The following is a 12,937-nucleotide window of genomic DNA, read 5'->3' on the forward strand; positions in this document are numbered from 1 at the left end:
CCTCAATCAACCAACAGTGTGAAACGCGCGCGGTACCGAAAACTGCACCACGCATCGAAGTACGATCTTATCAATTCGCCCGCTTGCAGCCAACCAAAACGCACAGGGAATCGCCTACTTCACTTTTTCAGCACTCTCAGGCGATACCGTCCTCCGAGAGAACCTGCCCAGAGCGCCAAGAGCGCCTATAGGGCCCTGCGCCCGCAAGCGAACGATGAGCTCATGCGCGAGATGCCGCGCATAGGGCACAGGCGAAATGCGGGCGTTCCCGTCGCCACCGGTCTGCTCAAGGTAGAATCGCTTCTTCGACGGAGAAAGCTTCGGATGATCGAGCACGAGATCCGCACGCATCGCACCGAGCAGCTCCCGTATGCCAACACGCACCGTCGGAACCTCCCAGCCACCTTGCTCGACTACGATATCGATGTAGTTGAAGCCGCGTTGGTAGTGCGCATGCCAAACATCCCGGTTTTCGATTCCGCAAGCACGCAGGCTCTCCGTCATCTCCATCCAGCGAAGCAAGGGCAAAGACAGCTTCTTCTCATCAAGGGGCGCATCGCCTTTTCGGGGCAGTTCGTTTCGGTAGCAGTAGTGCATCGAATCAAGATAGATGATGCGCTTCGCCCGGCAAAGCGTGTCGACCAAAAACGGGTTATCGGCCCACCCCGCACCAGGGTACTCGTGAAAGCGAATGCCGTTTTCGTCCAAAAAGCTTTTCCGATACAGAGCCGACCATATCGAAGGATGCCCTTCGAGCAGTTCGGGGACGCCCTCGATGGACTGCGGTTCTCTGGTTGTTTTCAGCCGTTTGTACAGGTACCCGGGAACGACCCGTTCGCTTAGGGGATCGTCCCAGCCAACCACATCGAACCATGCCTCCTTCACGACGTCCGCCGGATGCTCGAAGGAATCGGCGAACGCGAGCAAATCCTCGAACATGGTTGGAAGGAGGTAATCGTCGGGTTCGACGATGGCGACGTAGTCCCCCGAAGCAAGCTCGATCCCACGATTGCATGTGGCGCCGTACCCCTCGTTTTCCTTGTCGACGACGCGGATGCGGGCATCGGCGGCGGCGTGGCGCTTCATGATGGCAAGGGAATCGTCGGTCGATCCGTCGTTGAGGCAGATGATCTCCATATCGCGCGCCGTTTGATACTCGATGCTTTCCAAACACTGGTCGAGAAAAGCGGCGACGTTGCAGATGGGAACGATTACCGATATACGGGGAGCGTGCGGATCGGCCATGCTATCTCCCCTTGATTCGAGCAAGCTTATCCGCGTCAACGCCAAGGTAATGCAAAACCGCAGCCTGACGGTACCGGCGAGCAGTCAGCGCCGCGAACCGAGGGTGGCTCTTTTCGAGCCACAGGCGGAACTCCCGAGCCCTCCGCATGCCTCGCTTTCGATCCTTGTCGAATATCAGCAGGACGTTATAGTGCGTATTGACGATCAGCTGCGCCTTCCTCGTCACATACCGCCCGACAGGCTCGCTGAAGCCGTCGGATTCGGCGAACAAAAGCATTTCCCTGACCACCGTCTCGTGATGCGCGTAGCGCTTCACCCAGTTCTCGGCGGCAACGCTCTGGTTCGCATTGCCCACGAGATACTGGTACAGCTCGATCGGCAGAAACGTGACCGTATTCGCAAAGCTCGTCGCTTTGACGATGTATTCGTAATCAACATAGAAGATGCCTTCGCGTATGCGGATGCCCCTCTTTCGCAACAGTTCCGTCTTGGTCGTAAGGGTGTGAATGGTAATCGAAGATTCGGTATCGCGTTCGTTGCACACGTCTTCGAACCGAAGCTCGCGGTCGGTCTCGATGTAATCGGGAAAGCGGATAACATCGCCTTCCATCGAAGACATGTCGACTTCGCGCCGCTCATCGACCACGATATCGGAGTCGATGCCGCGAAGGCGCTCGAGCAGCAAGACAAGGTTTTCGGTTGCAACCCAGTCATCGCCGTCGACGATGCGAAAGTACTTCCCCGTCGCGTGCGCTATGCCCGCGTTGATGCCCGAACCGTGTCCTCCGTTCTCCTTGTCGATGAGGCGAAAAATCGAGGGGTACGCAGCAACGAAACGCTCGGCGATCTCTTTCGTCGAATCGGTCGATCCGTCGTTGACGATCAGGACTTCGACGTCATCGGAAAAACGGGGATCAGCGAAAGAGGAAAGCCCTCGCTCGAGATACGTCTCGACGTTGTAGCAGGGCATGGCCACCGTAAGAAGCTTGCTCACAGCTTCGCCTCCTTTCGATCGTATCCCTTCATGCGGTTCAGCACGCCGAATTCGAACCTCAGCAAGCCGGGGCAATGCGCGAGTTGCCAGGCAGCGGCCTTTCTGGCAAAGGACAGGGGGGATTTCATCAATCGCGGATAGTTGTCCTTGAAATCGCCGAAAAGCCGATCGAGAGCCGAGGATTCGTCGAGCAGCGGATCCGTCACGCCGAAGCGAGCCCATTTCACCAGAAGGGAAAACGAGCTTTTCGCAGCTCGATCCCGCGCGAGCTCGAGCACCTTCCCACTACCGAAATCTTGGGCGAATCCAACCATGAGACGGTCCGCCTCAATCAGATCGAACCCGCGCCCATCGAGCCCGTTGTACGATATGCTTCCGAGATTCTGAAAATAAAAGTATTCGACGCGATTCGAAACGACTACGCGCTTCGCCTTCGCAAGCAATTTGAAGTTGCCCACCCGGTCCTCGCAGGTGAGCCCTTCGGGAAAACAGCCCGGCATGCACGCATCGAACAGGCTGCGCCGATACAGGCGGTTCCACACCGCGTATTCCTCCCGAAAAAGCATTTCGGCAAGCGCTTCTTCGGAAGAGAGCACTCGCAGGGATTCCACCACGTCTTCGATCGGCTGAGGCTTCGAGCACAGCAGATACTGAACCTGCGCTACGTCGCTTTCGGTTTTCTCGATGGCGCGTAAAAGCGTCTCGAACATGGTGGGAGCCGCCCAGTCGTCGGCATCGACGAATCCGATGTAGCGCCCCGTCGAGGCCGCAACGCCCGCATTGCGGGCCGCAGACACTCCCAGGGCATGGCCGTGGCGTATGACGACCGTGCGATCCCGCCTCGCCGCAAAGGCTTCGCACAAAGCCGTCGATCCGTCCGTAGATCCGTCATCGACCAGCACGATTTCAATATCGGCAAAGGTCTGCGCGGCGATCGAATCCAGGCAGCGCTCGAGATAAGCGGCCGCATTGTGCACGGGAACGATAACGCTGACAACGGGAAAGTCCGCCATGTTATTCCCTCATGGAGCGATATGCAGCGCAAACTTCCTCAACAGGACCGTTCATGCGCAGGTGGCCCTTCTCTATCCAGATCGCTTTGTCGCATACACGCTCGACCTGCTCGATGCTATGGGATACGAACAAAACCGTCGTATTGTGCTCCTCGATGAGCTCGCTGATGCGCTTCTCGCATTTCTCCTGGAAGAACATGTCGCCAACCGAAAGCGCTTCATCCACGATGAGGATATCGGGGACGATGACCGTGGCCACCGAGAATGCGACGCGCGCGATCATGCCCGACGAATAGTTTTTCATCGGAAGCTCGAGGAAATCCCTCACCTCGGCGAAATCGACGATCTCTTCGAAATGCTCGTCGATATACTGCTTTCGGTACCCGAGCAACGCACCGTTGAGGTAAATGTTCTCGCGCGCAGAAAGCTCGAGGTCGAAACCTGCCCCAAGCTCGATCAGGGGAGCGATGTTGCCGTTGATGCTGCAAGCGCCCTTCGTGGGATCGAGCACGCCGGCAACGATCTTGAGCATAGTCGATTTACCCGATCCGTTCGTTCCCACGATGCCGTATACATCGCCCTTGCGAACCTCGAAGCTCACCGAATCGAGCGCAACGAACTCTTTGAAGAACAACTCGCGCTTCGCGAATGCGATGAAGTACTCCTTGAAACTGTTGAGCTGCTGGCTCGCCATGTTGAACACCATGGTGACGTCGTCAACCTTAACGGCAAGATCGAGCGCATCCATTTCCGCAGCATTCAGCGGACGAATTGTATTCTTGTTCTTTTTCATATCGGCAGCCCCATACGACTAGACATAGAGGATGAATTTTTTCTGAGACCTGCTGAACACCGCAACGCCGACCGCGAGCGTTATCGCGCCCATGGCCAGACACAGCAAGTTCGTTTCAAGGCTCGGCGCCTCGGCCCAAAGCGCGATCTGCCGGAAGTAGGTCACATACTGGTACATGGGATTGAACTCCATAAGGGTGCGCACAAGCCCGGGAAGAACCTCGACAGGATAGAACAGCGGCGTCGCATACGTCCAAGCGGTAAGCACGACGCCCCACAGGTGAATGATATCGCGGAAGAACACGGCGAGGGATGCAAGGATCAGAGCGAGCCCCGTGCAGAACATGATCATATAAACGAGCAGCAGCGGGAGAAACAGGATATCCCACGTGGGAACAACCTGGAAGTACAGCATGACGATAACGACCGCAACAAGCGAGATGACGAAGTTCACCAGCTCGAAGATGACCTTTTCCAGAGGGAAAACCATCTTGTTGATGCGGATTTTCTTAATGAGGGACGCCGAGTCGAGAATCGACATCATGCCGCCGTTGGTTGCTGCCGACATGAAGTTGAACAGCGTTGTTCCCAGAATAAGATAGAGTGGGAAGTTCTCGATGTTGGCCCTGAAGACGAACGAGAACACCGCCGAAAGCACAATCATCATGAGCAAGGGATTGAGAATCGACCACAGCACGCCCAAGACGCTTCGACGGTATTTTAGTTTGAAATCCTTCGTCACAAGCGAAGACAAGACGAAGCTGTCCCGCTTGAAATTGAAGTTTGCGGTATTCATAAACGCTGCAAGCCTTCGCTTTCATCCGACCCTCGAAAAAGAATAACCAAGCAATCATAGCATGCAACCCGCACGGCCTTTCAGGAATCCATGACTCGCACGCAAGGACATGAGGGCTCGACGTTTGAAGTTCGATGCATTCTACCAGAGCCTTCTTGCGCTTCGCGTTCCGAACGCCTCTACCAAAACCAGCGAATGACGAACATGAGCGACACGACGTTGATAGCAAGCATGACCACCGCGAACGCCTTCATGGGAATCTTTTCGAACGGCGTTTTCCTCGTTAGCATAAGGGCGAACAGCATCAGGAACACCGGAGGAATGAAGTAGCGTCCTTGCAGCCAGGTTATCGGACCGGGTCCGGAGAAGCCCTCCCCCAGCGCAATGTAGAGAAGCAGCGACTCGAGCAGGCCGAGCACGACAAGACCCGCGCGCTCCCAACGTTTGAAGCGAATCCTCTCGTCGAAGCTCGCCAAAACCGAAAGGCCCAATGCAACCAAGAAAACAATCCAACACACGGGAACGTACACGGAAACGATCGTGCCGGCATGGTTCATGTACGGCCAGCCAAGGTTGCCTCCCGAGAACTGCCATACGACGGTCATGCCCTCTTCGAAAACGGTTGCCCCCAAAACGCCGAGGAACGAATCGGAGCAAATCGCCTGAGCGGCTTTCGCTACAAGCGTACCGTATCTGAGCGAGATGAAGGCAAGGGCCCCCGCCGCAAGCACCAAGGCGGCAATGGGTACGGCGATCCTCACCGCCCTTGTCTTGATCTTGGGGTAAAGCACCACCGAGGATAGAACCAACGGCAAATACGCGTATTTGCACACGGTGACCAAAGCGATGAAGGCAGCCAGCACAACCCATTCTCGAACAGGCAGAGAGGACCTCTCGTCGAAGCGCATGGCGATGAGCTGAACGACGAACCCGAAGATGGCGATGTTGCACAGCGCATCGACCGAGCATGACGCCTCCTGCTGGAGAAGCATGGGATTGAGCAGGAACACGAATGCGAACTTCCTGCCGAACGGCAGCTTGCCGATCATCCAGTAGCACGCGACCAGGTACAGGGCCGCATTGGACAACCTAGCCGCAAAAATCAAAACGTAACCGTTTATGCCGAAGAACTTGCCCACGGCAACAACCAAGGCAGGGGGGAGGTAGTTTACCGTCGAATACGAGGCGGCGCAATACTCCGTCTCCTTGGTAAGGGAATAGTCGAAATCGGCAGACATGAATCCACCGAGGACGTCGTAGGAACCGATCCAGGTATACGCATCGAGCAGCTGGGCGGGCGTCGTCAGGGGACACGTGGAGCGGTTGTCGAAAACCCTATTGATGTGAGTAAACTCATCCGGCACTGCAAAAGGCATCATAAACAGGGCAAATCCAACCAAAAGAGGAGCTGCGACAAGCACGAACAACGTTTGGTCTTTTCTGCATGCCCTGCCCCACAGCATGAAAAACAGCACTATGGCGAAAGCCAAGAACACAACGGCCAAAGCAGTGTCGAAGGTAAACCATCCCGCCCCGTAGTGAAAGCAGATCGAAGCGAGAAGCCCCGCCTCCCCGACGACGATGCATAGGAAGTACAGCGAAAAGAGTATGCCGTTTTTCAACCGATCGTTGCGCATGCCCGCTTCTGGAAAATCCATAAAACCCCATCTGAATATTGATTCTAGTACCGCGCCAGTCATTGAAAATCATGCTATTACATGGCATCGTTAGGATACCATACCCGCAATCGATGCCCGGCAAGAGCGGCACGGCGCCGGTTCGAATCAGCCGCTTCGGGCGCAGCGCCCTAAAGCGTTTCCGCAACTCCGCTAGCGATACCGCGGCACGTCGAAGCGGAGGCCCGCCTTATCCATGGGGATGCGGTTGTGGGTGTAGCAATCGTACATGACGCTCGAAATGCCGGTAGCCCAAGTGCGGCTCGTCGCGTATTGGTGCCAGACGGCTCCCGTGGAAACCGCTCTTTGGACATCCCACTTCATGCGGTACAGGGTGTTTTGGGGTCCCGAGACAGCCCCCGAAGCCACCGTGGGCTTATGGTAGTTGTTGGATATCCACTTCGCGGCGCCGAGGATCGCCTTTCTCGGCGAGTTCCACCCCTGGGTGATGGCCATCTTCCTTCCCCCGCTCAAGGGGGAATTGTCGTAAGCCCCGATGCCGAAGAAGTTGTAGTACGTTCCCGCGGCATAGCGCTTTCCGTCGATGGTGCCGCCGCCGTAATAATAGCCTTTCGCCAAATCAGACGTGCCCCAGCCGCTTTCGAGGATGGCGTTCGACAGCAGGTACACCTCGTTCATGCCGTACGCGTTCGCCGCCTCGATGAAGTACTCTCCGCATCCGGCCAGCATGCCGTTTCTGCCCTTCGCCTGCGAAGCGATGAAAGAATCGAGCTGGGAGGCCGAAACCATTCCCGAATACCCGTCGGTCAGGACGGCGAATTGGTAGTAGTATCTCGTGCCGAAGGCGAAGTTGTTAGGATCCAGGCTTTCAAGCGCTTCGGCTTTGTTGTACCTCGACGCGTATCCCGCCACTGCGGCAACTTCGAGATCGGCAAGCCTGCTCAGCGTGATGCCGTAATCGGTATAGGATATCTTCGCAAGGTTCAAGCTCGAAACGATCGCAACGCGTGCGCCCGAAGAAACGGACGGCGTGCCCCCGAAGAACTTCACGTAGCCCACGCCCTTGCCCGAAAGCGCTCTCGTCGCATAGCCGCACCAGCCGTCATCGACCAGAAAGAGAGCGGAGCCTTCCCTGCCCTGCAGGGCTCCGCCGCCGAGCGCGTCGGCGGGGTTGCCGCCGGTTGCGAAGGAAGCGCCATCCCATTTCAGATAGCCGTTCGCAACGCCCCAGCTTGCAACCTGCGCACTCGTATCGTAGCGATCGGCCCCCGCGAAGCGCTTCGCGCCCCCGGCGACCGACGAAGCGAAAGCCTCGGCATCCCGCGATACACGGTTCGTGTCGCCCATGACGAGCGCGGCGCCGAAGGGCGCACGGGCTGCGGCCTGCGTGAGCGCTGCCCTCTGGACATCGTTCATCGAGCAGGATTCGTCGGTCAGGAAAATCGGCGCTCGGGCGCGAAACGCCACAGGGGAAACAGACAAAGCGTCGGAGGGAGATACGCCCGAAGCCAAAATGACGAGATCGCTCTTCCAAAGCACCTCGCCCTTGGCGTTGCGGCTCGCATCGAGGCCGTAGTCGTAGATCAGCATCTGGGTTTCGAAACGATCGGCGCCGCCGAGCCGCTCGACGGCGATGCCGAGTCCCGCAATGGCGTCGGAAGCCGCCTTCGACACCGAGTTCTCGTCGCCGACGATAACGACTCGTTCGACGCCGAGCGAAACAAGCGCCTCGGCCGTGCTTGTCGCGAGACCCGTTTTCGGCGTCAGGAGAACAGGGCAATCGAGAGCGCCGGCAAGGCTCGACGAAGAGAGCGCGTCGGGCCAGCCCTCTCCCCCCGCCACGACGGCGAAGCGGGAACTCTGCCATCCGTAGGCAGCTTGCATGGCTGCGGTTTCGTAGCGATCGGCGCCCGAGAAGGGTCGCACCGCACCCGCAGCGGCCACTTCGTTTACGGCAAGCGCATCGAGGGAGAGCGGCGAAACCCGATTCTCCCGATCGGTGGCGGAATCCGAAAGGAGCGAAGCGATCTCCTCGTCGGTTATCTCGCTTGCATAGGGATGTTCCTCGCTCTGATCGTAGGCATGCTCGTCAGACGAAAAACCGCTCTCAGCATCGCTTTGATCGAGGGGTTCGCGCGGGGAAGACGGATCGGCCTCGCCGCCGAACGCCTCGTCGGATGTTTCCGAGGCACCCGATTCAACGCCTTCCGGTGCCGATTCGGCAGACGGGAAGCCGTCGTCGGCATATGCCGATGCAGGCACTGCGCCTGCGATCAAAAGACATGCCAGCAGCGCCTGCAGCGGTTTGCGACCGAAAAAGCTTGCACTCCGATTCGTCATCGGGTATCCCTCCCACACATTCGTTAACCGGCGATGCCCGCGGCGATTCCCGACGCAACGGCATCTTTTCTTCCCTGGTATTTGCCGATATCGCCTGCATTGTCGATGAAGCAAACCTCGAGCAGAACCGCCGGCAGCTTGCCTCCGCACACGGCGAACTCGGCACGCATCTTCCCCCGATCCTTCAAGCCCATCGCCTTGACGAGAGCAGGATGGACCTTCGCCTGTAAATCGGCTGATTTCCAATTCGCATTGTACGTGTGAATGTAAGACTCAGTGCCCGAACCGCCGGCTGCATTGAAGTGAATGGAGATGAACAGATCGCACCCGCGGTTGTAGGCATCGGTTTGGCGAAGCTTGTACCAGCCCCCCGTGGTGTTTACGTACACATCCATGCCGTAATCGTTTTCGAGCTTCGCGCCGACCCGTTTGGCTAGATCCTCGGTCAGCGACCATTCGGTCAGGCCGTTGCCGCTTGCGCCGTAATCCATCACGCCGTTGTTGCTCGAATTCCACCCATGGCCGGCATCGATGTACACCTTGAGCCCGGGGATGTCCGCATAGGTCATGCCGCTCACATTGTCGGCTATTTCCATCCTGATCGATCCGGATACCGAATAGCGGTCGCCGAACACCTTGACCGAGCTCACCGCTCCCATGTTCTGCATCGCATAGCCGCACCAGCCGTCATCGACGAGAACGAGCGGGGATGCCTCCCGACCCTGCAGGGCGCCGCCGCCAAGCGCATCGAGCGGCTTTTGCCCCGTCGTGAACGCAACGCCGTTCCAGCCCGCCAAAACCCCCGCGGACACGCCCCATTTCGCAACCCGAACGCTCGTATCGTAGCGATCGGCTCCCGCAAAGCGCTCAGATCCCGCCGAAACCGATGAGACGAGGCTCTCAGCCGCCTTCGATACGCGGTTCGTATCGCCCATGATGAGCGCCGAGCCGAATCCGCCCTGCGCGCCCGCCTCTGCAAGGGCCGTCTGCTGGCTGTCGTTCAACGAGCAGGCTGCATCGGTCAGGAACACCGGGGCGCACGACCGAAACGCGATCGGCGAGACGGATAGCGCGTCTGAGGGAGACACGCCCGAAGCAACGACAACGTAGTCGCCCTTCCAGAACCCGCGATCCAAACCGTAGTCGTAGATCAGCATCTGGGTTTCGAAACGATCGGCGCCGCCGAGCCGCTCGACGGCGATGCCGAGCCCCTCAATGGCGTCGGAAGCCGCCTTCGACACCGAGTTCTCGTCGCCGACGATGATGGCATTTTTAACCTGAAGCGAAGAAAGGACGTTGGCCGTACCCGAATCGAGAGCCGCTTTGGGCGCAAGCAGAACGGGGCAGTCGAGTGCCCCCGCCAAACTCGATGCCGTCAGAGCATCGGGCCAGCCCTCTCCCCCGGCAATGACGACGTAGTCGGACGTCTGCCATCCGTAAGTTGCCTGAAGAGCGGCGGTCTCATAGCGGTTTGCACCGGAAAACGACTTCATGGCGCCGCCCTCGACCGCCGCGAGCGGCTCCGCCGAGCGCGATGCGGCCTCCTGGTCTTCGGGCGATACCACATCACCGCTTTCGATGGCGGCGGCAATCTCCTCGTCGGAGAGAAGCGATTGGTCGCCTTCGACCACAGCCCACGCAGGCTGGATACCGACTACCAGGGTAAATGCGACGGTTAGGGATAATGCAGCTGCGAAGAAGCTGCTTTTGCGTTTTCGGTTCATTTCAGCCTCGTGTGTTTGATCGGGTGCGTTTTGCATCGGATTATAGCATGACTAACCGAAGCGAGAACAACCACCTAATACATTCCCTTTTTCCGACGCCTCGGAAAGCGGACAAGCGCATGCGGCCGCTCGGACACGCTCGCCTTCGGCGCGCTCAATCCCAGTAAAACCCGAATCGCTCGATATCGTCTTCCGTCAGCGAAGAGCCGATCTGCACCTCGATGATATGTAGATCGCTCAAAGCCCTGATACCGTGCAGCGAGCCGCGAGGAATGCTCACCGCATCGCCTTGGCGAACGGGGCGAACATCACCCTCGACAACCACCTCGCCGGTACCATCGACCACCGTCCATATCTCTTCCCGAAGACGGTGGCGCTGGTAGCTGATCTGGCTTCCCGCGCTAATCCTCAGATACTTGGTAAGAGAGCGGGCGCCCGAACCGTACACGGCGTGATCGAGCACGCGGTAATCGCCCCAGTTGCGCGCTTCGTACATGGCACGGCCTTCGGCTGCGTGCTCGACGTAGGGCTTCATGCTCGCACTTGCCGCCTTGTCCGAAACCAGTATCCCGTCGGGCGTTGCCACGATCACGGCGTTCTCTATTCCCAAAGCGACCAGCGGTATGTTCAGTTCGTTGATAACGTGGGTGTTCGGGATGTCGTTGCTGACAACCCTTCCCGCTTGGGAATCGCGCATCTCTTCGGCCAGGGTATTCCAGGTGCCGAGATCCTTCCACATGCCGTCGTAGCTCACAACAGACACCGAATCGGCCTGTTCGACCACCTCGTAATCGAAGCTTCTCTTCGGAAGATCGCCGTACGAAGCAGCGAGATCGTCATACGATGTCGCCTCGGTGTAGCGCGCGGTGATGGCGCGGATGTAGCCGAGCCTGAACGCAAAGACGCCGCAATTCCATAATGCGCCTTCGGAGATAAGCCGTTCGGCATCCTCGCGCGAGGGCTTTTCCTTGAACGACGCCACGCGCATCGCAGCTCCCGCTTCCGCAAAGCTTCGGGGATCGGGCACTATGTAGCCGTACGACTCGGAGGGGCGCGTTGGCTTCACGCCGAGCAGCACGATATCCGAAACGTTCTTCCGCACCGCGTCAACCAGCGTGTCGACAAGCTCGAAGTAGCTATCCTCAACATACGAATCGATGGGCATCACCACAACGGGTTCGTCATCGGACAAGCCGCGGACCGAATGGAGAAACGAGCCGGCGAGCATGATCGCCGGAGCCGTATCGCGGCGACTCGGCTCCACGGCTATGCCGTACTGGCCTTCCACCTGAGCCTGGATCGACGATACCTGCGAAGCGCTCGTAGCTACGAGGATTTCCGTCTTCGGCGTTGCAGCGCGAATCTGGGAGACGACCCTTTGCACCATCGATTGGGAGTTGCCCTCCTTGTCGCGCAGAACCTTGAGGAACTGCTTCGAGCGCGCTTCGTTCGACAGGGGCCACAAACGGGTTCCCGATCCGCCGGACAGAAGGACGACGGTAGCCATCGGCGTCACCGCCCCAGCAGGCGGCGCGCCGCGCGCCGCGCAATGCCGGCGCCTTCGCGGTCATCCACCGCCGAAGCCGTTTGGGATTCGCGTTCCGAGATAGCTTGGTGCAGCAGGTTCTCCGATTCGGGGTACCGCTCGAAAAGCGTTCCGAGTATTTCGTTGTTGCGGCCTTTCACGAGGTTTTCAAGGTACAAGCCGTCCTCCTGCGTGCCATCCACATACGTCAAGCCCGCATGCACATCCGTGCTGACCACAGGCACGCCAAGCCTGAGCTCATGAATCAAAAGCCACAGATCGTCCGCCATAAGCGATGTATCTCTGACATCCTGCTCGCCGAACACATCCTCGTCGAATATGCCGGGAGGATACAAAACGCCGCCGACGCCGGTTGCCAAGAGATCGTGGCGAGGGACGCCTCGGATGCCCGCCTGTTCGAGCACCCAATCCTGATAAGGCGCGATCGCGCCTTCGCCGTTTCGAGTTACAAGATGGGTCCGACGGGCTATTACCGCCCCGGGATGCCGGTAGTGGGCCTCGAGAAGATCCTGGAGCAGAGAAAGCGAGTAGACGATGTCGTCGTCTATCGTGACGATGATATCGTCGGGGTTTTCCTGCATGGCCCAAAAGTACTTGTTATGGGGCTTCAAGCTTCGTTTGCACCATTTGATCTCCAAGCCAACCCGCTCGAGATCGGCAAGCGACCCCGGAAGATCGTTCTTCGAGGAAACCTCGTCCTCGGCAAGCCACAGCTGAACGCTATCGGGAGAGACAGATTGCCGAAACAGCGGCTCAAGCGCCTTTGCAGCTGCCTCGAACCTCGCAGGATACGAGGTCATCGATACGATTACCTTCGGAAACGACATGCATTGCCCTTCGACGAAACAAC

10 protein-coding genes are annotated in these 12,937 nt (G+C 58.3%); all 10 read right to left on the reverse strand.

The window, feature by feature from the left end:
• Positions 1-114: 114 nt before the first annotated feature.
• Positions 115-1,245: a glycosyltransferase gene (locus C1719_RS10170; RefSeq protein WP_102375001.1), complete on the reverse strand. Its 1,131-nt coding sequence runs from the start codon at positions 1,243-1,245 to the stop codon at positions 115-117.
• Position 1,246: 1 nt separating this feature from the next.
• A complete protein-coding gene (locus C1719_RS10175) occupies positions 1,247-2,239 on the reverse strand; it encodes a glycosyltransferase (RefSeq protein ID WP_102375002.1) in 993 nt (330 codons plus the stop codon).
• Entirely contained in the window at positions 2,236-3,252 is a 1,017-nt protein-coding gene (locus C1719_RS10180; protein ID WP_102375003.1) for a glycosyltransferase family 2 protein, read from the reverse strand. Before C1719_RS10180 ends, C1719_RS10175 begins: the two co-directional genes overlap by 4 nt.
• A gap of 1 nt (position 3,253) precedes the next feature.
• Positions 3,254-4,045, reverse strand: coding sequence for an ABC transporter ATP-binding protein (locus C1719_RS10185; RefSeq protein ID WP_102375004.1), 792 nt, complete (start codon positions 4,043-4,045; stop codon positions 3,254-3,256).
• 18 nt (positions 4,046-4,063) lie between these two features.
• Positions 4,064-4,840, reverse strand: coding sequence for an ABC transporter permease (locus C1719_RS10190; RefSeq protein ID WP_102375005.1), 777 nt, complete (start codon positions 4,838-4,840; stop codon positions 4,064-4,066).
• Between the two features lie 179 nt (positions 4,841-5,019).
• Positions 5,020-6,498, reverse strand: coding sequence for a DUF2142 domain-containing protein (locus tag C1719_RS10195; RefSeq protein ID WP_180963558.1), 1,479 nt, complete (start codon positions 6,496-6,498; stop codon positions 5,020-5,022).
• A 171-nt stretch (positions 6,499-6,669) separates the two neighbouring features.
• Positions 6,670-8,817 carry a cell wall-binding repeat-containing protein gene (locus C1719_RS10200; RefSeq protein WP_102375007.1) on the reverse strand — a complete coding sequence of 716 codons (2,148 nt, stop codon included), beginning with the start codon at positions 8,815-8,817 and terminating at the stop codon, positions 6,670-6,672.
• A 23-nt stretch (positions 8,818-8,840) separates the two neighbouring features.
• Entirely contained in the window at positions 8,841-10,541 is a 1,701-nt protein-coding gene (locus C1719_RS10205; RefSeq protein ID WP_180963559.1) for a cell wall-binding repeat-containing protein, read from the reverse strand.
• Between the two features lie 154 nt (positions 10,542-10,695).
• Positions 10,696-12,048 carry a sugar phosphate nucleotidyltransferase gene (locus C1719_RS10210; RefSeq protein WP_102375009.1) on the reverse strand — a complete coding sequence of 451 codons (1,353 nt, stop codon included), beginning with the start codon at positions 12,046-12,048 and terminating at the stop codon, positions 10,696-10,698.
• A 5-nt stretch (positions 12,049-12,053) separates the two neighbouring features.
• Complete coding sequence (locus tag C1719_RS10215; protein ID WP_102375010.1) at positions 12,054-12,914, reverse strand: glycosyltransferase family 2 protein; 861 nt, start codon at positions 12,912-12,914, stop codon at positions 12,054-12,056.
• Positions 12,915-12,937: the final 23 nt, after the last annotated feature.

It is taken from the genome of Raoultibacter massiliensis (assembly GCF_900199545.1).
In the GTDB taxonomy this organism is placed as follows: Bacteria; Actinomycetota; Coriobacteriia; order Coriobacteriales; family Eggerthellaceae; genus Raoultibacter; species Raoultibacter massiliensis.

Coding starts and splice junctions, on each gene's coding strand:
- C1719_RS10195 (WP_180963558.1), bottom strand. CDS start 6,498: ATGGATTTTCCAGAAGCGGGCATGCGCAACGATCGGTTGAAAAACGGC.
- C1719_RS10180 (WP_102375003.1), bottom strand. CDS start 3,252: ATGGCGGACTTTCCCGTTGTCAGCGTTATCGTTCCCGTGCACAATGCG.
- C1719_RS10210 (WP_102375009.1), bottom strand. CDS start 12,048: ATGGCTACCGTCGTCCTTCTGTCCGGCGGATCGGGAACCCGTTTGTGG.
- C1719_RS10215 (WP_102375010.1), bottom strand. CDS start 12,914: ATGTCGTTTCCGAAGGTAATCGTATCGATGACCTCGTATCCTGCGAGG.
- C1719_RS10205 (WP_180963559.1), bottom strand. CDS start 10,541: ATGAACCGAAAACGCAAAAGCAGCTTCTTCGCAGCTGCATTATCCCTA.
- C1719_RS10185 (WP_102375004.1), bottom strand. CDS start 4,045: ATGAAAAAGAACAAGAATACAATTCGTCCGCTGAATGCTGCGGAAATG.
- C1719_RS10190 (WP_102375005.1), bottom strand. CDS start 4,840: ATGAATACCGCAAACTTCAATTTCAAGCGGGACAGCTTCGTCTTGTCT.
- C1719_RS10170 (WP_102375001.1), bottom strand. CDS start 1,245: ATGGCCGATCCGCACGCTCCCCGTATATCGGTAATCGTTCCCATCTGC.
- C1719_RS10200 (WP_102375007.1), bottom strand. CDS start 8,817: ATGACGAATCGGAGTGCAAGCTTTTTCGGTCGCAAACCGCTGCAGGCG.